Below are 21,018 nucleotides of genomic sequence, written 5' to 3'. Positions count from 1 at the left end.
GAACCCCATCCTAATTCCGTCACCGCATAAGCCGGTGACGAAAGCAGATCCCACCTCTCCCCATCGACGAGGACTCCACCTTGCGAGACCAGAGCGAATATCTGTACTTCTTGCGCCGCGCCTTCGACGGCATGCTCGGCGCCTTGGAAGACCTGGGCGATGACGCGGGAAACGTCCGCCCGCCGCTTCCGGGCGCCAACTCCGCCTACGCGATCGCGTACCACTGCGTTGGGGTCGCCGACTACTGGATCGGGCATGTCGTCGCCGGGCGGGAGGTCGACCGTGACCGCGCCGCGGAGTTCACCGCCACGGGAAGCGCGCACGAGCTGCGGCGGAAGGTCGACGCACTCTTCCAGCGGCTGGCGACCGACCTCGAACCGGTGACGCCGACGGTGCTCCCGCACAACACACCGCCCGCCGAGTTCGAGGGGCCGGACCGCCCGCTGAGCGTGCACGGTGTCCAGCTGCACGTACTCGAAGAGCTCGCCCAGCACCACGGCCACATACAGATCACCCGTGATCTGCTCAAGCGGGGAGCGCGTTCATGAGCGTCATCCCGCCCGGGCCGGTGCCCGGCTTCGACGACCTCGGCCTCGACTGGCTGCGCGCCCGCCGCAGCGTCAAATGGCACCGTCCGGGACCGCGGGTGCTCCCCGCATGGGTGGCGGACATGGACTTCCCCACCCCTCCGGTGGTGGTCGCCGCACTGCGGGAGGCCGTGGACCGCCGCGATCTCGGCTATCCGGACTGGCCGGACGGCAGTCCGCTCCGGCGCGCGTTCGCACAGCGGATGATGGACCGCTACGCCTGGGCGGCGCCCGCGGACCGCGTACGTGAGCAGACCGATCTGATCCAGTGTCTGCAACTCGTCCTGCACCTCGCCACGAGCGCGGGTGACGCGGTGGCCGTACAGACGCCCAACTACCCTCCGTTCCTCGCCACATTGGCGACGATGAACCGACGGGCCGTGCCCATCCCGATGCACGACTCCGCCGAGGGCTGGTGCATGGATCTGGCCGCACTCGACACCGCGGTGGCGGAGTCGGGCTGTAAGGCGCTGGTGCTGGTCAACCCGCACAACCCGACGGGCCGCGCGCTGACCCGTGCGGAGCTGGAGGAGATCGCCGCCATCGTCCGTCGGCACGATCTGCTGGTCATCAGCGACGAGATCCACGCCGAACTGGTCCATGAGCCGCATCGCCACATACCGTTCGCAAGCCTCTCCCCGGACGCCGCCGGGCGCACCGTCACCCTCACCTCCGCCACCAAGGCGTTCAACCTCGCGGCCATTCGCTGCGCGGTCACCCACTACGGCCCGGACCGGCTGCTCGCGCTGCGCGACGCACAACCACCCGACCTCTACGGCGCCGTATCGCCCCTCGGCGTCGCCGCCACCGAGGCCGCGTGGCGAGAGGGCGACGCCTGGCAGCGCAACCTGCTCACCGTGCTGGACCGCAATCGCCGACGGGTCCATCAGGTGCTGAGCGCCCAACTCCCCCAGCTGCGTCATCACCTCCCGGAGGCCACCTATCTGGCCTGGTTCGACGCACGGCCGCTGGGGCTCGGCGAACCACCCGTGGAGAGAGTGCTGCGGGAGGGCGGTGTCCTGCTCGACGGGGGCAGTCCCTTCGGCCCGGACGCCGACGGCTTTCTGCGGCTGAACTTCGCCACGTCCCATGCCGTCCTCGAGGACATCCTGGCGGGACTCGTCCGAGCGCTGCGACGGGGCTGAATCCGGGCTGGATCCGGGCTGGATCCGGGGAGGTGAAATTCCCTGGCGTGGCGGCCGGAAGGGCCGGAGACTCATCCCATGGCTGACATGGGGGCGTTCCGGGAAGCGGTCACCGCGTGGGCGGCCGGTGGCCCCGGCGGCCCCGCGGGCGAGCTGGCCGCGCGGCTGCCCGTCCGGGCGGTCGTCCTGCTCGAAGGGCCGAGCGACGCCGCGGCGGTCGGCTCGCTGGCCGCGCGCCGCGGCCGGGACCTGGCGGCCGAAGGGGTCTGCGTCCTGCCGATGGGCGGTGCCATGAGCGTCGGACGCTTCGCCCAGCTCCTCGGGCCACCCGGTCTGGGTCTCCGCCTCACCGGACTGTGCGACGAAGCGGAGCGCCGCTACTACACCCGCGGTCTGGAGCGGGCCGACGCGGCGCGGCAGGAGTTCTTCGTCTGCGCGGCGGATCTGGAGGACGAGCTGATCCGCGCGCTGGGCGTGACACGAGTGGCGGAGCTCGTCCGGGCGGAGGGCGACCTGCGCGCCCTTCAGACCTTCCTGCGCCAGCCCGCACAGCGGGGCCGCGACTCACAGCAGCAGTTGCGGCGCTTCCTCGGTACGAAGAAGGGGCGGAAGATCCACTACGGCCGTGTCCTCGTCGAGGCCCTCGACAACGACCGCGTACCCGCGCCACTCGACGCCCTGCTCACCAGCCTCTGACCACCGAAGGCCCTGGCCGACCGGGCGTCACGGCGCGACGTCCACCAGGACCTTGCCGACCGCGCCGCTCTCCACCGCCCGGTGCGCGTCGGCGGTACGGTCGAGCGGAAAGCGGACCAGCGGCAGGCCGTGCTCCTCGCCGACCGGCAGCGCGCCATCGCGGACCGCGGCGGCGACGTCCGCGACGGCCGCGGCGAGCGGCTCGGAACCGACCGTGTAGAGCACCACGAACTGGAAGCGTGTGTTCAGCACCATGTTCCGCATCACGTCCAGTTCGACCGGCTTGCCGCCGTCGTTGCCGTAGGTCGAGATCGTGCCGCGGGTCCGCAGCACGGCCATGTCCAGTGCGAGGTTCGCGCCCAGCGCCACCTCGGCGACGATGTCGACGCCGTCCGGGGCGAGCTCGCGGATCTCGGCGGCCGGGTCGCCCTCGCGGTAGTTGATCACATGGTGGGCCCCGGCGGCGGTGGCCAGCCGGGCCTTCTCCGGACCGCTGATCGTGGTGATCACGGTGGCGCCGGCCCAGCGGGCGAGCTGGATCACCGCGTGCCCGACCGCCCCGGCCCCGCCCGCGGCGAGCACCACCTTGCCGTCGAGCGCCCCGGGCCCCAGACGGCGCGGCCCGTCCTCGGCCACGGTGAGCGCGCGGTGCGCGGTGAGCGCGGGGACGCCGAGTGAGGCGCCGACGTCGAAACCGGACTCGTCGGGCAGCGGGACGGCCCGCTCGGCGGGCACGACGGTGAACTCGGCGGCGGTACCGGTGGGCCGCCCGGCGGCGGCCAGGAACAGCCAGACCCGCTGACCGACCCGGCTGCGGTCGACCCCCTCCCCGACGGCGTCGATCGTGCCGGCGCCATCGAGGTGCGGGGTGACCTCGGGGAAGCGCTTGGGGCCGGAGGCGCCGGAGCGGGCCTTCCAGTCGGTCGGGTTGATCCCGGACACGGCGATCCGGACGCGGACCTCGCCGGGGCCGGGCGCGGGCAGGTCACGGTCGACGAGCCGAAGAACGTCGGGGTCGCCGTTGTCGCGGTAGATGATGGCTTTCATGATCCGTCCTCGGAGCCTGGTGGAGCGGGGTTTCCCGGCACGTCCTGACGTTCCGTCAGGGTGTCCGGCATGTGGTCGCGACTCTGGTCGCGCTGGTTCCGGTCAGCCGATGGGGACTTCGTTGGAGCGGGACTCGATGGCATCGAGGGTGGCGAGGGTCGCGGCGTCGAGGGTGATCTCGCCGACCGCCATGTTGGCCTCGAGGTGGTCGGCGTCCGCGGTGCCGGGGATGAGCAGCACGTTCGGGGCGTGGTGCAGCAGCCAGGCGAGGCCGACCTGGGAGGGCGTGACGCCCAGGGCCTCGGCCGCGGCGTGCACGGCGGGTTCCCCGGTGACCTTGGGCAGGCCCGGGAAGGCCCCGCCGAGCGGGAAGAACGGCACCCAGGCGATGCCCTCGGCCGCGCACAGTTCGAGCATGTCCTCGTCGTCGCGGGAGGCGAGACTGTACGCGTTCTGTACGCAGGCGATGCCCGCGGGCAGGGCGCGGCGCAGGCCGTCGAGGGTGACGCTGCTCAGACCGAGCGCGCCGATCTTGCCCTCGTCGCGCAGGGCGGTCATCACCGCGAGCTGGTCGTCGAGGTCGACGACCTGGTCGCGCTCGGGACGCAGCCCCGGACCGGTGTCCAGGCGGCGGAGGTTGACCACGTCGAGCCGGTCGACGCCGAGGCCGCGCAGGTTGGCCTCGACACTGGCGCGCAGCTGCTCGGGCCGCTGAGCCTGCCGCAGCGGCAGGCGGCCGCCCGGGTTGGGGTCTGCGCCCACCTTCGTGACGACCAGGACACCGTCCTCGGGGCGCAGCGCCTCGCGGATCACCTCGTTGGCCAAACCGAAGCCGTAGAACTCGGCGGTGTCCACGTGGTCGACGCCCAGCCCGACCGCGCGGCGCAGCAGCGCGACGGCCTCGCCGCGGCGGTCGTGCAGCCGGGCGAGCTGCGCCGCGCCATAGCCGATCCGGAAGACGGTGCGGCCCGCGAACGATGCGGTCAGGGTGGTCATGACGCTGTCTCCTCGGTCGGTGATCGCAAGGCGGTGTACAGCAGTTCTGCCTGGTAGAGCGCCGACACCCGGTGGGCGATCGGGGTGGCGCGCTCCCGGGCCGCGGCCGGCTCCTGGTGCTCGACCTTGACCAGCCAGGCCGTGACGCAGTCGCGCAGCAGCGCGCGCATCTGGTCGACCATGTCGACGACGATGTCGCGGATGACCGGGTCGGTGGTCGCCTCCCCCCAGGTCTGCACGCCGACCCGGGCCTCGGCGGGGTCGATGGCGGCGATCAGGCGGACAAGCAGTTCGTCGGGGTCGGGCGGAGTGTCGCTCGCGGCGTACTCGCCGAGGACCTCGGCGCGCCTGGCGAGCACCTCGCGGGCGGCGGCCTGGACCAGGTCGGCCTTGTTGCGGTAGTGCGCGTAGATCGAGCCGGCCGAGAGGCCGGACTCGGCCGTGATGTCGGCGATCGAGGTCCGTTCCAGGCCATTGCGGCCGAAGCAGCGCACGGCGGCCTCGGCGATCTGGGCACGCCGGAGCTCCTTGCGCGCGTCGGTGAGCCGCGGCACCACACACCCCTCCCCACAGAGAATGCCAGTTCTGTTTGCGCAGAGAACACGTTAACAGAATCGCTGTTCTCTTTGTGGTTCGGAAACGATCTGCCGTCACACCGTGGGCTTGCTGCCCCCGTCGATGACGTACTCGCCGCCGACGATGGACGCCGCGCGGGGTGAGACGAGGAACGCGACGAGGTGAATCCGGGGGTGACGCTGTGGACCCGGACGCCGTATGGGGCGACCTCGTTCGCCAGGCCCTTGCTGTAGTGGGTCAGAGCCGCCTTCGCGGAGCCGTACGGGACCCGGTTCGGGTTCGGCATCGACCGCGACAGCGACGAGACGTGCACGCGGACCTGGCCATGCAGGCGGGCGCGCTGGACGGCGCCGTCGATACGTACGTCCCGGTGCTCCCCGGCTGGGACATCGCCGGTGTGGTGGAGCGCCCGGGCCTCGCCACACCGGAGTTCCCGGCCGGTGACGAGGTCGTCGGATACATCAGGAGCGATGTGCAGCGCGCCCACGGCGGCCTGTCCACGCCCTGGACACCGTCGGCGGCGGGTGCTGACGGCGACGGCACACGCCGCCGCACCCGGCGCCCGCGTGGCGTCCCTCGTCGACATCGGTGTGCCGGGGGTCGCTCCGGTCTTCTGCCGCATGGACCACGCGGGCCTCACGGCGCTGGTGGAACTCGCCGAGGCCGACGGGCTCCACGTCCGGATCGGCGCCACCTATCCGCTGGCGCGCGCGGCCGACGCGCAGCGTGCCCTGGCCGCCGGTGGAACCCCCGGCAGGATCGTCATCGAGGTCGGCTGACACATTCTCAGTTTTCCACGGCGGCCTGCTGCTTCTTCCGCTTCCGGTAGCTGGCGGCCTTGTGCTTGTTTCCGCACTCCGCCATCCCGCACCACCGCCGGGCTCCCGAGCGCGACACATCCACGAAGAGACGGGTGCAGTCGGGGTTCGCACACTCCTTGGCCTTGGCGAGCTGGGCCGAGCTCAGCAGGTCCACGGCGTCGCGCGCCACCGCGCCGAGGACCTCGTCCACGCCGCCCGTCCGCGTCAGCCGCCCCGACGCGTCGAGCTGATGCCTGGGCAGCGGCAGCCGGGCCGCGTCGTTCACCTCGGCGAGGGCCTCCTTGAACTCCGCGTCCGACGGGTCTCCGGGAGGCCAGGAACGCACCAGGGTGTAGATCGCCTCTCGCAGACGGCGGACCCGCTCCAGCCCCCGCGTGTCCATGGGGCCAGGATCGTCCAGCAGCTCCGCCTGGCTGATCCAGCGGCTCACATCGCTCGGGGAGGTCAGCAGCTCCGTACGGAGACCGCGTCGCCACAGCTTCGTGCCCGCCAGGTCGAGGCAGAGGCGACCGCTCACAAAGACGAACTCATCCACGTGACCATATTGCCGGGTAACGTCCTGGTTGTCGATGCCATCCCCTACGGAGGGCCCTTCTGCCCTCACCAGGTCGAATGGGGATCGCCGTGATCGACCCCAGTGTGCCCGCCCTGCCGCCGTCACCGGACTGACAGGTAACAGAAGGATCAAGGTCGGATGCGGCCCTTGCTGCGCATGGCGGCGCGGACGCGTTCCTCGGCGAGGCCGCGCCCGGCCATATGCGGGGTGGTGGCGCGGCGCTGGGCCTCTTCGAGCACGGTGACGGCGTTGGCGCGCAGCCGCTTGGAGATCGTCTCGAAGATGGTGGAGGTCTCGGGCCGGAATCCGGAGTAGCGGGCGTCCATGGCGAAGGCGGCGGCGACGACACCACCGGCGTTGGCCACGAAGTCGGGCAGCAGGGAGATGCCGCGTTCCGCGAGGACGGACTGTGCCCGCGGCGAGGTGGGCAGATTGGCGCCTTCCACCACCAGCTTGGCCTTGATCTGGTGGGCGGTTGTCTCGTCGATGACGTCCTGCGAGGCCGCCGGCACGAGGATGTCGCAGTCGACGGTGAGCTCCTGGCCGGGTGCTACGGCCATGCCCTGGTGGTGGCGGGTGACGAAGTCGCCCCCGTGCTCCTCCCGCGCGGTCCGGAGCGCGGGCACGTCCAGTCCGGCGGGGTCGTGAAGGGCTCCCTCGGCGGTGGAGACGGCGACGACGGTGGCGCCGGGCTCGGCGTGGCCGTCGTGCCGGGGCTCGGTCACTCACCCGACGACTCGGTGGAGGCGAGTCGGCTGACGCAGCGCTTGGCGTTCCGCCGCGTGATGGCCCTGCACCGGCACGAGAACAGCAATCCGCTGCTGGGCACGATGATCCACGCGCTGCGCGGCGCGGTACCGGCGGACGAGCCGTACGCGCATGCCACGCGAGGCGAACAGCCGGACTAGGAGTCGCCGTCGGAGGGGGCGCCCTGGACCCCCGTGCCGATACCCCCTGAGGCCCGGGACCCCTCCCGGGCCCCTGCCCTACCCTCACCCCTTCGGAGGACGGGGGCAGAGATGGAACAGGCGTTGGACGCGGCGCTGGCGCAGCTGACGATCAGGGACCGGCTGCGCTTCGGGCGGTTGAGGTTCCACCGTTCGAGCGGGGCGCTGATCCTTCAGCTCGAGGGTGAGGAGGCGACCGTCCGCGGCTGGCCCCGCCTCTTCCACGAGCGGCACCGCGGCGTTCTGCCGGTCAACTGTCCGGATGAGCTGCCGGCGGAGGAGACCCCGGAGCAGCAGGTCGTCACCGAACTGCTGGCCATCGCCCAGGGCTGCGGTTACGACGGCCGCCCGGCCTACCGGCTGCCCATCGGCTTCCCCCGCTTCGCGGCGGCCTTCGCGGCGCTGTACGTGTGGCGGCCGGACGACGGCCAGATGCCGGCCAAGCAGAACGCCAAGATCGCGCGGATGGTCAAGCAGGCGATCGCCGAGGAACGCCGCTACACCCTTCAGGAGATGAAGGAGCGGGCCGAGGCGCTGGCCCGGGACGAGCAGATCGCCCAGCAGCTGGGCGGGCTGGTCGGGGTGCTGGTGAAGGTGGCCGACGTCTGCCGCCTGCCCCACCGCCGTACGGTGCGCTGGTACCGCAGGAAGTGGTTCCGGGGCCGGGTCGTCACCCAGCTGGAGGTCTTCCGGGAGCTGCGCGCCCGGCAGCGAGAACCCGTGGCGGACAAGCAGTTGCTGCTCGTCGAGGCGCTGCTCGCGGACATCGACGCGCATTACGGCCGCTTCCGCCGCCTCAACCGGGCGCGGCGCCCGGTCATCCTGCTGCCGGACGTCGACCGGTCCGCCGCACGGCGGCAGATCAGGGACCGGCTGCTGGACGCCTATGACGACGGGGCGCGCGAGCTGCGGGTGCATCCCGTCGTCATCGCCACCTCCGCCCCCGGCGCCGCGCCTCCGCCACGGGGCGAACAGCCGCCCGTGACGGCCGAGGAGATCACCGCCGCGGTGCCCGACCGGTTCCGCGCCCGGGACGAGGCGGTGGAGCGGTGGCGGCGCAGTCAGGACGTACCGCTGCCGAGCCGGGTGCTCCAGGTGCGGCTCGCCTCCCCGCCACCGGCTCCGCTGCCCGCGCTCGGGGCGGGCCGATGGGGCCCGGCGATGTTGTCCGCCGGCACCGTGGCGGTGGTGTCCGCGGTGCTCGCCGGGCTGCTGAACTGGGCCCCGTGGGGCCGTGCGGACGGCTGTGGCGAGCGGTTGCTGATGCGGGGCGCGGACTGTGTCGGCGTCTCGGACGGGACCGGGGTCTTCATGCCCGGTCTGCGGGGCATGCGCGAGGTCTTCGCCGGAATCGAGGCGGAGAACGAGCGGATCGCGCATACGGCGCATGCGACCGTGGCGCTGATGATTCCGATGGAGTCGGACAACCCGGCGGTGCGCCGGCAGATCCTCAGCGAGGTGCAGGGCGCCTATCTGGGACAGCTCCAGGCGAACGGCTCGGACGCGACCCCGCCCATCCGGCTGGTGGCGGCCAACCCGGGCCGGGACTACCGGGCGTGGCGGTACACGGTGGACCGGCTGGTCGACCAGGAGCCCGAGCTGCGGATGGTCGTGGGTTTCAATCTGAGCCTGGACTCCACCCAGCAGGCCATGAGCCACCTGACCAACGAGCTGAGGATCCCCGTCGTGGCCGGGCTGGTCACCTCCCAGTCGTTCGCCAACGCCGACGGTCCGGGCCCCTACCGCTATCCGGGTCTGGCCCGGGTGGTGTCCACGGCCAAGGGCCAGGCCGCCGCGCTGCTGCGCTACGACCCGGGGCTGGCCCGCGCGCAGACGGCGCTGGTGGCCGACACCCGGCCGGACGACAGCTACGACAAGTCGCTGCGGGACGCGTTCACCGAGGCCCGGGGCGGCGGTGCCGGAGCCCAGGACATGACGTTCACCTCGGAGGGGCCGGAGGTCGCGGGGGTCACCCCGAACGAGTTCGAGACCTTCGCCATGAATCTCTGCGAATCCAAGGCGCGCGTCGTCTACTTCGCGGGCCGGGCGTTCCATCTGGAGCTGTTCGTGAAGAAGCTGGCCCGTACCTACTGCGCCCGGAAGAAGTCGTACACGGTCATCTCCGGCTCCGACGCGACCACCCTCGACGAACGCCTCGACGGCACCGAACGCGCCCTGCTGCGGGGCGACCCGGGCGCGGGCACCCCGACCGTCAACGTCCTGTACGCGGCACCGGCACACCCCGACGCCTGGGACGTGGAGGTCGGGCGCTGGAAGAAGCGGGTGGGAAAGCGGCGGACGGCCCCCGGGGAGCTGCCGCGCTACCTGATCGAACCGCAGCGGGCCATGGCGCAGTTGCGCGCCGCGGCCAGGGCCCATGCGGGAAAGCTGGGCACCGTGCGGTTCGACGACGGACGGGCCATCGAGACCCACGATGTGATCCTGACCGCCGCGAAGGCCCTGACGAAGGCGGCGGCCACCACCCGGACCCCGGTCCCGTCGAAGGAGCGGATCAAGGAGGACTACGAGAACCTGAACTCCGCGTTCCGGGTCCAGGGAGCGGGTGGCTGGATCTGTCTGACGAACGCCGGCAACCCGTACAACAAGGCGCTGGCCATCGTCCGGCTCGACCCGATGCGCGCCAAGCTGAGCTTCGAGGCCCTGGCCTGGCCGAAGGGGGCCCCGGCCGCGGACGACCGGTGTGTGGTGCCGCAGAACCCCGGCGCAAGCGATTGACCAGGGAAATTCGTGGGGTCTCGTTGGTAGGGTCGGGATTGATGGCACATCAAACGACCTCCGCACCGCCCGCTCCGTTCTCCCGCGAGGAGCAGTCCGGCGACATCGCCATCGTCGGACTCAGCTGCCGACTCCCGGGGGGCATCACGGCGCCCGAGGGGCTGTGGGACGCGCTCGCGGCCGGCCGCGATCTGGTCGGTGAGATACCCGCGGACCGGTTCGACGCGCACCGGTTCGTGGACCCCGATCCACGGCGCCCGGGAAAGGCGTACACGGCCGCGGGCGGGTTCCTGGCGGACATCACCGGATTCGACGCCGCGTTCTTCGGGCTGTCGCCCCGCGAAGCGAGCCGGATGGACCCGCAGCAGCGGCTGCTGCTGGAGATGGCCAGGGAGGCCCTCGACGACGCCGGCATCGATCCGGGGACCCTCGCGGGTTCGGACTCCGGGGTCCATGTGGGGGTGAGCAACGCCAACTACGGCCAGCTCCAGTACGCCCGCCCGGAGGCGATCACGGCGTACACGATGGCGGGGGCGGCGCTGTGCAACACCGCCAACCGGATCTCGCACCTGTTCGATCTGCGGGGGCCGTCCATGGCGGTGGACACCGCCTGTTCCTCCTCCCTGGTCGCCCTGCACCAGGCATGTGCCCAACTGCGCGCGGGGGACGGCGGGGTGGCGCTCGCGTGCGGGATCAACCTGCTGCTGAGCCCGGGGGATTTCATCGGGTTCTCCAAGGCGTCCATGCTCTCCCGCAGCGGCCGTTGCCGCTCCTTCTCCGCGGACGCCGACGGCTATGTCCGCGCCGAGGGCGGCGCGGTGGTGGTGCTCAAGCGCCTCGCCGACGCCAAGGCGGACGGGGACACCGTGCACGCCGTTGTCCTCGGCACCGGAGTGGGCGCGGACGGGCGCACCGCCGGACTGTCGCTGCCCAGCGCGGAGGCCCAGGAGCGGCTGATGCGCCAGGTGCACCGCCGCGCCGGGGTGCGCCCCGAGGACGTGTCCTACGTGGAGGCGCACGGCACCGGTACGCAGGCGGGCGACCCGATCGAATGCCGGGCGCTGGGCGATGCGCTCGGCGCGGGCCCGGGTGCTCCGCTCCCCATCGGCTCGGTGAAGTCGAACCTCGGCCATCTGGAGTCCGGGGCGGGCATGGCTGGTCTGCTCAAATGCGTACTGATGCTGCGCCACGGGGTGATTCCGGCGTCGCTGCACGCCGAACCGCTCAACCCCGCGATCGACTTCTCCGGTCTTGGCCTGGAGCCGGTGACCGCGCCACGGCCCCTGGCCCCGGGGGCGCTGGCGATCAACTCGTTCGGCTTCGGCGGTGCCAACGCCCACGCCGTCCTCGGCCCGCCGCCCGTGCCCTCCGCGGCCGCGCCGCCGGAGGTCACGTCCCTGCCGGTGGTGGTCTCGGCGGCCACCCCGGAGGCGCTCACCGAGGCCGTCACCCGCACCGCCGCCCGGCTCCGGGAGACCACCGACCCGTTCTACGACCTCGCCTACACCAGCTGCCTGCGGCGCGGACACCACCGTGAACGGGCCGCCGTCGTGGCGGACAGCGCCGAAGAGGCCGCCGCGCTGCTGGAGGCGATCGCCGAGGGCGCCCCCGGGGGCGGGGGAACCTCCATCGGCGCGACCCCGGGGCCGGTGGCGTTCGTGTACTCCGGCAACGGCGCCCAGTGGGCGGGCATGGGCGCCGAACTCCTGGACGCCGAACCGGCGTTCCGTGACGCCGTCGCCGAGGTGGACGCCGCGCTGGCCGGACACCTGGGCTGGTCGGTGCTGGCGGAGCTGAGGTCCGCGCGGCCGGAACTGCGCCGGACCGAGATCGCCCAGCCGCTGCTGTTCGCGGTGCAGATCGGGCTGACCGCGCTGCTGCGGGAGCGCGGCATCCGGCCCGCGGCGGTGGCGGGACATTCGGTCGGCGAAGTGGCCGCGGCATACGCCTGCGGGGCGCTGGACCTGGCGTCGGCCTGCCGGGTCATCGCCGAACGCGGCCTCGCGCAGGCGCAGACGGCGGGTGGCGGGCGGATGGCCGCGGTGGGGCTGTCCGCCGACGAGGTCACCGCGCTGATCGAGGGCCGGGACCTGGAGCTGGCCGGAGTGAACAGCCCCACCGATGTGACCCTGGCCGGCCCCCCGGAAGAACTCTCCGCGCTCGGCGACGAGTTGCTGCGCCGCGGTGTCTTCTTCCGGGAGCTGAACCTGGACCACGCCTTCCACAGCCGCTCGATGGAGCCGATCCGGGACCGGCTCCGCACATCACTGACCGGGCTCGCCCCACAGGCCGGGACCACGGCGTTCGTCTCCACCGTCACCGGCGGGACGCTGCCGGGCACCGAGCTGGGCGCCGGATACTGGTGGCGCAACATCCGGGAGCCGGTGCTGTTCGGCCCCGCCGTCACCACACTGGCGGATGAACACGGCTGCGGCACCATCGTGGAGATCGGCCCCCATCCGGTGCTGCTGGGCTATCTGCGCAGGCAGTGCGCCACCGCGGAGCGGCCGGTGACCACCGTCGGCACCCTGTCCCGCGAGGCGGCGGGCGCCACCGCGGTGCGGACCACCTGCGCGGCGGTGCTCGCCGCCGGGGCCGAGGTCGACTGGGACACCTGGTTCCCGGTGCGCGGCCGGGTGGTGCCGCTGCCCGCCTACCCATGGCAGCGCGAACACCACCTCAACGGCGCCCCGGATTGGTGGACGACAGGGCCCGGTGGCGGCGGCCGGGCGTCGGGACACCAGCTGCTCGGCGACCGGTTGCCGACCGCGGAACCCACCTGGCAGACCCCGGTCGAACCGTCCCGGCACGGCTGGATCGGCGACCACCGGGTCAGCGGGTCGGTGGTGATGCCGGGCGCCGCCTACCTGGAGATGGCGCTCGCGGCGGGCCGGACCCGCCACGAGGGGGCCGTGGAGGTCACCGGCCTCGACATCGGCAAGGCGCTGGTCCTGCCGTGGGACGACCCCGGCATGGACACCACCGTGCAGACCCACCTCGCCGGTGAAGTACTCCGCGTGGCCGCCCGCCGGGGCGGCGAGGACTGGCGGGAACACGCGAAGGCGCGGGTGCGCCGACTGCACGGCGAGCCCCCCGCGCCCCTCGACGTGGCGGCCCTCCGCGCGGCCGCCCGCACCGAGATCTCCGGGGAACGGCACTACGACCGGATGCGGCAGGTCGAGCTGGCGTACGGGGAGGCGTTCCGCGGCGTCCAACGGCTCACCGTGGCCGACGACATGGTGCTCGCCGACTACGCCAACCCCTCCGGGGCGCAGGGGTTCCACGCCCACCCGGCCCTGATCGACTCCACGCTGCAATCCATCGCGGCGCTGCTCCCCCACGCCGAGAACGGGCAGGTCCACCAGTTCCTCCCCGCCGAGCTGGAACGGGTCCGCTTCTGGCGGACCCCGGCCGACCGGGGCGTGGCACTGATCCGGGCCCGCCGTCTGACGCTGCGCGAGGCGGTGGTGGACATCACCGTCGCCGATCCGGACGGCACCGTCGCCATGGAACTGCGCGGAGTCCACGTACGCCGCAACAAGGGAGCGGCGAGCGGCATCGACCGCATCGTCAGCACGCTCCGCGCCGCACCGCTGCCCGGGGCCACCGGCCCGGCTGGACTGCCGACGGCCACCGCGCTCGCCGCCCTGCGGGCCACCGAAGTGGCGGCGCTGAACGAGGCGGCCCGACGCCACGACAGCCCCACCTTCGTACGCCGGGTCAAACACCTGACCGGCCACTTCGTGACGGCCGCGCTCGCCGAGCTGGAGGCGAAGGGCGCGCGGCCGGCCGACCGCGGGCGGTACGAGAACCTGCGGGCACTCGCCGAACGGGAGGGTGTGCTCGACCGGACCCCGGAACCGGACCGGCTCCTCACCGAGTTGCTGCGCGACTTCCCCGCCATGGCGCCGGAACTGCTCCTGTACGCGCACTGCGGTCCGCGGCTGGCCGGGGTACTCACCGGGGACGTGGATCCGGTCGGGTTGCTGTTCTCGGACACCGAGCGCCTCGCCGAACTGCACTACACCACCTCCGTGGTGCACCACTACCTGAACCGGATGGCCGGGGAACTGCTCACCGGGCTGGTGGACGTCTGGCCGGCGGACCGGCCGCTGCGGATCCTGGAGGTGGGCGCGGGCACCGGGTCCACCACCGCCTGGCTGCTGCCCCGGCTGCCCGCCGACCGCACCACGTACACGTACACGGACATCTCCAGCGCGTTCTTCCCGCGCGCCCGCCACCGGTTCGCCGGCCACCATCTCCTCGACTACCGGACGCTGGATCTGGACCGGGACCCCGCCGAACAGGGCTTCGCCGCCGCCTCCTTCGACCTGGTGGTCGCCGCCAACGTCCTGCACGCCACCACCGATGTGCGCCGGGCCCTCGGCCATGTCACCGAACTCCTGGACGACGGTGGCCGATTGCTCGCCGTGGAGTTCCACGACAACGACCTCTTCGCCCCCTGCTACGGGCTGCTCCCCTCGGCCACCGGCTTCACCGACACCGATCTGCGCGAGGACACCCTGCTCGCCCGCGAGCAGTGGCCCGATGTGCTGCGCTCCGCCGGATTCGCCGACGTGGCCCAGCTCGGCGAGGAGCCCATCTGCTCGGTCCTGCTCGCCGACCGCGGGACGCGCGAACAGCCCGTGCCGCACCCCGCGGCCACCGCGCCCGGCCACTTCCTGGTGGTCACGGACGGCCTCGACGACCTGGCCCGATCCGTGGTGGCGCGACTGCGCGGCCCGGGCCGCTCGGTACGCCATGTCGACGCCCCCGACAGCGCCGCGCGATGGGACGCCGCGCTGAACGACACCGATGAGAGCACCGGAATCCTGGTCATGCTCGGTGACGAAACCGCCGGGGACACGGATGACCCCGTCGGCCTGGTCGTCCGCCAGGCGGCGATCCTCAGGGCGATGGTCACCGCCTGCCAGGCGCTGCCCGAGAGCCGCGAGGTACGCGCCTGGGTGCTGACCCCCGGCGCGCACACCGCCGTACCCGAACGCCCCGCCCCGGCCGCCGCCTGGGCCCAAGCCCGCACCCTGACCAGCGAGAACCCCCTGCTGAGGATCCGCAGGATCGCGGTGGCGCCCAGCGCGACCGCGACCGACATCTGCGCGGAGCTGCTCGCCGGGACCGACGAGGACGAGACCGTGCTCACCGCGGGCGGACGCTTCGTACCCCGGATCACCGAGCGCCGTCCCGCCACCCACGCCGTCCGCCCCTTCGGCCTGGCCGTGGTGGACGACGGACCGGCCTGGACGGCGGTGGCCGCGCCCGAACCCGCACCGGGAGAAGTGGTCATCGAGGTGCGGGCGGCGGCGCTCAACTACGCCGACATCATGGTCTCCCGGGGACTGGTACCGCCCATGGCCGAGACACCGGAGGCCGGAACCCCGCTGCTCGGCCTCGAATGCGCCGGAGTGGTGACCCGCGTCGGTGCCGGTGTGACCGACCGGGCCGCGGGCGACCGGGTGATGGTCGCCCAGTCGGGAAGCCTCGCCTCGCATGTGCGCTGCCCGGCCCGGCTCACCATCCCCGTCCCCGAGCACATGCCGTTCACCGAGGCGGCCACCATCCCCACGGTCTTCGCCACCGTGCACTACGGCCTCGACTACCTGGCCCGGCTCCGCCACGGCGAGACGATCCTCGTGCACGGAGCCGCCGGTGGAGTGGGACTGGCCGCGCTGCGCTACGCCGAACACGTCGGCGCCACCGTCATCGCCACCGCCGGCACCCCCGCCAAACGCCAGTTGCTGCGCCTGCTCGGCTACTCACACGTACTGGACTCGCGAAGCCTCGGCTTCGCCGATGAGGTCCTCGACATCACCGAGGGGCGCGGGGTGGACGTCGTGCTCAACTCGGTGGCCGGGGAGGCGCTGGGCCGCGGCATGGAGCTGCTGCGCCCGCACGGCCGGTTCGTGGAACTCGGGAAGCGCGACATCCTCGCCGACAACGCGCTCGCCCTGCGGCCGTTCTCCGGTGACCTCTCCTTCTTCGGAGTCGACCTCACCAGCCTGCTCCAGGGCGACAGCCCGGTGGCGGGGCAGCTGATCGACGAACTGGCCGAGCGCGTGGCGTCCGGGACGTACCGGCCCCTGCCGCACCTCATCTATCCGGCGGACCAGATCGCCGACGCCATGGCGCTGCTGCGGGACTCCCGCCATATCGGCAAGCTCGTCATCACGACCGACCCCGCGGAGCCGGTCCCCGTACGCGTGCCACGGCCCCCCGTGGCCCTGGACCCGGAGGCGACGTACCTCGTCACCGGCGGTCTGGGCGGGTTCGGCGCCGCCACCGCCCGCTGGCTGGCCCGCTGCGGGGCACGCCACCTCGCGCTGGCCTCCCGCAGCGGCGGCGCCCATCCGGAGGCCGACGCGGTGCTCGCCCGCGTCGCCGAGGAGGGGGCGCTGGCGACGGCCTACGCCACCGACATCACCGACCCCGCGGCCGTCCGGGGCCTGGTGGCCGCGATCGACGCCACCGGCCGTCCGCTGCGCGGAGTCATCAACGCCGCCATGGTGCTCGACGACGTCCTCGACGACGCCACCGCCGTGGAGCTCGACGACGAGCGGACCCGCGCGGTGGTGAGCCCGAAACTCGACGGGACGGCACACCTGGACCGGCTCACCCGCGACCGGCCACTCGACTTCTTCGTCTTCTACAGCTCCATCTCCGCGCTCGCGGGCAACCTCCGGCAGAGCACTTACGCCGCGGGCAACCTGGCGGGCGAGGCGATCATCCGGCAGCGCCGGGCCGCGGGGCTGCCCGGACTGGCCGTGCAGTGGTGCGCCATCTCCGACACCGGCTACGCCGACCGGGCCGGCATGGTCGACACCATGCGGCAGGCCGGGTTCGGGGAGCTCGACTCCACCACGGCCACCCGCGTTCTCGGTGAGCTGATCAACGATCCCGATGCGGACGTCGTCATGGTGGGGAACACGGACTGGGCGCAGACCGCGAAGCTCCTCCCCGCCGTCGCCGCGCCGCGGTTCGCCGAGATCCTGCCCGACCCGGACGCCGACCCCCATGACACCGACCGGAACATACCGGAGCTGGTGCGTTCGGCGGACGAGCCGGAGGCGCTGGCCATCGTCACCGAGGTGCTGGTCTCGGCGCTGGCCGCGGTACTGCACACCGCTCCGGAGCGCATCGACCCGGACACCCGGCTCGACCAGCTCGGCCTGGAGTCGCTGATGGCGGCCGAGCTGAGCTCCGTACTCCAGCGCAGGCTGGACTGCGTCGTCCCGACGATGGAACTGGCCACCGCGACCGGGGTCCGGCAACTCGCCCCACGCCTCCTCGGGCGGGTCAGGCGGGGCGCATGACACCGCTCCCACCGTTCCCTGCCCCGGAGCTCAATCGGCTCACCGACCGGCAGACCGCGCGGATCCGGCTCTACTGCGTGCCGCCGTCCGGCACCGGATCGGAGTTCTTCCTGCCCTGGGTCGCCGCCTTCTCCGAACTCTTCGACCTGGTCGCCGTCGACCTGCCCGGCCGCGGCACCCGCACCGGGGAACCGTCGATCACCGACATCGGCTGGGCCGCCACCGGCATCGCGGAAGCCGTCGCCGCGGACCTGCGGCACCGGCCACCAGCCGACGGCTTCTACGCCGTCTTCGGCCACAGCTTCGGAGCGCTGCTCGCCTTCGAGGCCACCCACCGGCTCCGGTCGGCCTCGCGCACCGAGCCGGATCTGCTCGCGCTGTCCGCCGTTCCGCCACCGGGCCGCGACGGACTCGACGACCACATCGCCCGCAACCTCGGCGCCGGGATCGCCGCCATCACCGAGATCATGGGCTGGGAGGCACCGGCCGACGACGCGCTCGCCCGGACCGTCTACACCCCGTTCCTCGCGGACGCGGTGGCGCTGCTGCACCACACCCGCCGGGAATGGCCACCGCTGCGCGCGCGGCTGAGCGTCTTCGGCGGACTCGACGACCCGATGGTCGACCCCGGGACGCTGCACGAGTGGGGCGCCTGTACGGCGGCCGACGCCCGGGTCCACCACTTTCCCGGTGGCCACCACTATCTGCGCACCCAAGTGGCGGAGGTGGTCGGTCAGTTGACGGACGATCTGCTGACCGCGTACCGGAGTCCAGCAGCCGGCTAGGTCCTCAGGGCCTCCTCGGTGTCGGCCAGGTCGTCCAGGGTGTCGAGGTCCACGGACCCTCCGGGCATCACCTGGCGGGTGCGCCGGTAGCCGTAGGCGCCGTAGATGACCAGCCCGGCGACGAGCCACGCCCCCAGCCGCACCCAGGTCTCCCATCGCAGGAACGACATCAGCCAGCCGGAGAAGACCATGCCGAGGACGGGCACCACCGGCGTCCCGGGGCATCGGAGCGCGCGCTTGAGGTGCGGCTTCCGGCAGCGCGGGATCAGCACGGACGCGCAGACCACCATGAAGGCCGGCAGGACTCCGATGTTGGTCAGTTCCGCCACCGCGTTGAGGGGCAGCGCGCCCGCGAGCACGGCGGAGACGATGCCGATGACCGCTCCGACGGCGATCATCGTCAGCTGGGTGAGCCCGAGGGTGCGCACCACGCGCTCGCCAGCGGGCTGTTCGGAGGGCTCGTCAGCGGGTGAGGAGCGTGTCCCCGCTTTGCCGCTGATTCCCAGGTGGCCGCCGACCCGCCGAGGCGCGCAGGACATCCACCAGCGCGGCCACCGTCGGCCGGTGCTCGGCGAACGAGCGGCACACCACCACGATGTGGCGTTCCATCGTCTCGTGCAGCTCCAGGACATCGAGGCAGGACGGGCGCAGCCGGAGCATCAGTTCCGTCACCACGCTGACCCCGACTCCGGCCTCGACCAGGGCCAGGGTGGCGGCCGTGTCCGTCACCTCGTGCAGCACCTGCGGTTCGAAACCGGCACGGCGGCAGGCGGTGAGCACGGCGCGGCCGTAGTAGCTGCCGGCTGACGGCAGGATCCACCCCAGGTCCCTGGTGTCGGCGAGCGAGACCTTCTGCCGACCGGACCTGCCGGACCTCCCAGCCATGGTCCCGGTGGGAACCGCGAGCGAGAAGCGTTCCCGGGACAGCTCCCGCACCCGCAGGGACGGATTACGCGGGATGGGCACGTCCGGGTAGTCCAGCCCCAGCGCCAGGTCCACGCTTCCGCCGGCCACCGCGTCGTACACCTCGTCCACGTCCATGTCCCGGCTGCGCACGGTCACACCGGGGTGCGTCTCGCGCACCTGCCGCAGGGCGGGCGGCAGGATCTCGGCGGCGGCCGTGGCGAAGAGACCCACCCGCAGCGTCCCGGAGATCTCGTTCCGGGTGCGCTCCAGGGCTTCTACGGCCTCGGCCTCCGTGGTGAGGATGCGCTCGGCGTGCAGGGCCAGCGTCGCCCCGGCGTCGGTGAGTTCCACCCGGCGTCCCACCCGCCGCAGCAGTTGCCTGCCGGTGGCCTTCTCCAACGCCGTGATCTGCTGTGATACCCCGCCTGGGGTGTATCCCAGGGCCTCCGCGACCGCGGTGATGGTGCCGCGTCTGGTCAGTTCCACCAGCGAACGAAGCTGCGCACTCGTCCAGTCCATATAGGGATCCTAAAAGATCAGAAGCATGGAACGTTGATAGACGTCAACGATTGGTGTGCTGCACGATGACGCGGAGATAGCTGATCGGCATCGCTCTGTCCTGACAGCCCTGCCACCCCCGGGCATGGACCCGTCCTCATCCGGCGAGGTGGCCCCTGGAAGGGAGTGGCCTGTTGTCCTCCTCCGCCTTCCGTACCGTTCCCGCCTCCGCCGATGTTGTGATCGTCGGCGGCGGCGTGATGGGTGCGAGCACCGCGTTTCACCTCGCCGAGGCCGGGGTGACGAACATCGTCGTCGTCGAGCGCGGCGAGCTCGGCCGCGGCAGTTCGGGCAAGCCGATCGGTGGCGTACGCGCCCAGTTCTCCGATCCGCTCAATATCGAGCTGGGCAGCCGCAGCCTGCGCGCCTACCGGGAGTTCCGCCACCGGCCCGGCGCCGACATCCGGCTCGACTCCGTCGGCTATCTGTTCCTGCTCGACAGCGCACAGCAGACGAGTGACTTCGAGGCCGCGGTTCAGCTCCAGAACAGCCTGGGCGTGCCGAGCCGCATGATCGCACCCGACGAGGCCCAGCATCTGTGTCCCTATCTCAGCACCGATGGCCTCGTGGCCGCCGCGTACTCCCCCGCCGACGGTCACGCCCGCCCCGGTCTGGTCGTCCAGGGGTACGCCCGGGCGGCGGCCGGGGCCGGAGTCACCATCGCCACCCACACCGCGGTGTCCGGCCTCGGTACGGCCGGGGACCGGGTCGTCGCCGTGCACACCAGCCACGGCCGCATCGCGTGCTCCACCGTGATCTGCGCGGCGGGGGCCTGGTCGGCGCGGATCGGGGAGATGGCCGGCGTCGACCTCCCGGTCCGGCCGGTGAAGCGGCAGCTGGCGTTCACCACGCCCATCTCACCACCCGCCCCGCGTATCCCGTTCACCATCGACTTCTCCTCGACCGCCTACTTCCACAACAGCGACGACGGTCTGCTGCTCGGGCTGGCCGACCCCGACCAGGAGGACGGCTTCGACACCACCTGGACCCCGGAGTGGCTGGAGCTGTTCCGCACCGTCGCCCGCCGCCGCGCCCCGGCCCTGGCCGGTATGGAGACCGCCGGCGGATGGGCCGGTCTGTACGAGGTCACACCGGACCACAACGCGCTCATCGGCCGCTCCACCGAGCTGCCCAACTTCCTCTACGCGGCCGGGTTCTCCGGCCACGGCTTCCTTCAGGCGCCCGCGGTCGGCGAGGTGGTACGCGATCTGTGCCTGGGGCGTGAGCCGTTCACCGACATCTCCCCGCTCGGCGCCGACCGGTTCCACCACGGAGCCGAGACCCGCCCCGAAGCACACGTGGTGTGAACTGAGAACCCCCGATCGAAAGGCCGG

The 21,018-nt window shown here is 72.4% G+C and carries 16 protein-coding genes and 1 pseudogene; 9 read left to right on the top strand and 8 right to left on the bottom strand.

The genetic code is table 11. The features are described 5' to 3' along the window. Positions 1 to 80: 80 nt before the first annotated feature. The 3 genes from ABD329_RS00715 to ABD329_RS00705 all read left to right on the top strand — a co-directional run bounded on the left by ABD329_RS00715 (position 81) and on the right by ABD329_RS00705 (position 2,428). A complete protein-coding gene (locus tag ABD329_RS00715; RefSeq protein WP_198275670.1) occupies positions 81 to 548 on the top strand; it encodes a DinB family protein in 468 nt (155 codons plus the stop codon). After that, a complete protein-coding gene (locus ABD329_RS00710; protein WP_198275669.1) occupies positions 545 to 1,732 on the top strand; it encodes a MalY/PatB family protein in 1,188 nt (395 codons plus the stop codon). The genes ABD329_RS00715 and ABD329_RS00710 overlap by 4 nt, the downstream gene beginning before the upstream one ends. 78 nt (positions 1,733 to 1,810) lie before the next feature. Next, on the top strand, positions 1,811 to 2,428 hold the full coding sequence (locus ABD329_RS00705) for a TOPRIM nucleotidyl transferase/hydrolase domain-containing protein (protein WP_198275668.1): 618 nt from the start codon (positions 1,811 to 1,813) through the stop codon (positions 2,426 to 2,428). A gap of 27 nt (positions 2,429 to 2,455) precedes the next feature. Here ABD329_RS00705 and ABD329_RS00700 read toward each other — a convergent pair whose 3' ends face one another. From ABD329_RS00700 to ABD329_RS48095, 4 genes and pseudogenes are all read right to left on the bottom strand, one after another. Then, on the bottom strand, positions 2,456 to 3,475 hold the full coding sequence (locus ABD329_RS00700; protein ID WP_198275667.1) for an NADPH:quinone reductase: 1,020 nt from the start codon (positions 3,473 to 3,475) through the stop codon (positions 2,456 to 2,458). Between the two features lie 102 nt (positions 3,476 to 3,577). Further along, positions 3,578 to 4,471 carry an aldo/keto reductase gene (locus ABD329_RS00695; protein WP_198275666.1) on the bottom strand — a complete coding sequence of 298 codons (894 nt, stop codon included), beginning with the start codon at positions 4,469 to 4,471 and terminating at the stop codon, positions 3,578 to 3,580. Then, positions 4,468 to 5,028: a TetR/AcrR family transcriptional regulator gene (locus ABD329_RS00690; RefSeq protein WP_198275665.1), complete on the bottom strand. Its 561-nt coding sequence runs from the start codon at positions 5,026 to 5,028 to the stop codon at positions 4,468 to 4,470. Before ABD329_RS00690 ends, ABD329_RS00695 begins: the two co-directional genes overlap by 4 nt. Positions 5,029 to 5,237: 209 nt before the next feature. Continuing rightward, positions 5,238 to 5,333 (bottom strand): annotated as a pseudogene (locus ABD329_RS48095) (short-chain dehydrogenase); the annotation flags it as partial. A 238-nt stretch (positions 5,334 to 5,571) separates the two neighbouring features. Here ABD329_RS48095 and ABD329_RS00680 point away from each other — a divergent pair. Then, the gene (locus ABD329_RS00680; RefSeq protein ID WP_309142635.1) at positions 5,572 to 5,826 is read left to right on the top strand and encodes a zinc-binding dehydrogenase; all 255 of its coding nucleotides are present in this window, start codon (positions 5,572 to 5,574) and stop codon (positions 5,824 to 5,826) included. 7 nt (positions 5,827 to 5,833) lie between these two features. On the opposite strand, the gene ABD329_RS00675 is transcribed toward ABD329_RS00680, so the two are convergent. Further along, positions 5,834 to 6,403, bottom strand: coding sequence for a CGNR zinc finger domain-containing protein (locus tag ABD329_RS00675; protein ID WP_198275663.1), 570 nt, complete (start codon positions 6,401 to 6,403; stop codon positions 5,834 to 5,836). 149 nt (positions 6,404 to 6,552) lie between these two features. Further along, complete coding sequence (locus ABD329_RS00670) at positions 6,553 to 7,149, bottom strand: Rossmann-fold NAD(P)-binding domain-containing protein (RefSeq protein ID WP_309142634.1); 597 nt, start codon at positions 7,147 to 7,149, stop codon at positions 6,553 to 6,555. Between ABD329_RS00670 and ABD329_RS00665 the strand changes: the two genes are divergently transcribed. From ABD329_RS00665 to ABD329_RS00650, 4 genes are all read left to right on the top strand, one after another. After that, entirely contained in the window at positions 7,132 to 7,332 is a 201-nt protein-coding gene (locus tag ABD329_RS00665; protein WP_344315776.1) for a hypothetical protein, read from the top strand. The two genes, ABD329_RS00670 and ABD329_RS00665, sit on opposite strands and share 18 nt — an antisense overlap. Before the next feature lie 111 nt (positions 7,333 to 7,443). Beyond that, on the top strand, positions 7,444 to 10,107 hold the full coding sequence (locus ABD329_RS00660) for a type 1 periplasmic-binding domain-containing protein (RefSeq protein ID WP_198275662.1): 2,664 nt from the start codon (positions 7,444 to 7,446) through the stop codon (positions 10,105 to 10,107). A 41-nt stretch (positions 10,108 to 10,148) separates the two neighbouring features. After that, positions 10,149 to 17,435, top strand: coding sequence for a type I polyketide synthase (locus ABD329_RS00655; RefSeq protein ID WP_198275661.1), 7,287 nt, complete (start codon positions 10,149 to 10,151; stop codon positions 17,433 to 17,435). Then, positions 17,432 to 18,220 carry a thioesterase II family protein gene (locus ABD329_RS00650; RefSeq protein WP_198275660.1) on the top strand — a complete coding sequence of 263 codons (789 nt, stop codon included), beginning with the start codon at positions 17,432 to 17,434 and terminating at the stop codon, positions 18,218 to 18,220. Before ABD329_RS00655 ends, ABD329_RS00650 begins: the two co-directional genes overlap by 4 nt. On the opposite strand, the gene ABD329_RS00645 is transcribed toward ABD329_RS00650, so the two are convergent. Beyond that, positions 18,217 to 18,651: an amino acid permease C-terminal domain-containing protein gene (locus ABD329_RS00645; RefSeq protein WP_309142632.1), complete on the bottom strand. Its 435-nt coding sequence runs from the start codon at positions 18,649 to 18,651 to the stop codon at positions 18,217 to 18,219. The genes ABD329_RS00650 and ABD329_RS00645 overlap by 4 nt on opposite strands. Positions 18,652 to 18,682: 31 nt before the next feature. Then, entirely contained in the window at positions 18,683 to 19,645 is a 963-nt protein-coding gene (locus tag ABD329_RS00640; RefSeq protein ID WP_198275659.1) for a LysR family transcriptional regulator, read from the bottom strand. A 173-nt stretch (positions 19,646 to 19,818) separates the two neighbouring features. On the opposite strand from ABD329_RS00640, the gene ABD329_RS00635 reads away from it, so the two are divergent. Continuing rightward, the gene (locus ABD329_RS00635) at positions 19,819 to 20,991 is read left to right on the top strand and encodes an NAD(P)/FAD-dependent oxidoreductase (protein WP_198275658.1); all 1,173 of its coding nucleotides are present in this window, start codon (positions 19,819 to 19,821) and stop codon (positions 20,989 to 20,991) included. The last annotated feature ends 27 nt before the right edge of the window (positions 20,992 to 21,018 follow it).

This window comes from Streptomyces javensis (genome assembly GCF_039525925.1).
In the GTDB taxonomy this organism is placed as follows: Bacteria; Actinomycetota; Actinomycetes; order Streptomycetales; family Streptomycetaceae; genus Streptomyces; species Streptomyces asiaticus.
This window is presented reverse-complemented; position numbering and strand designations above follow the sequence as displayed.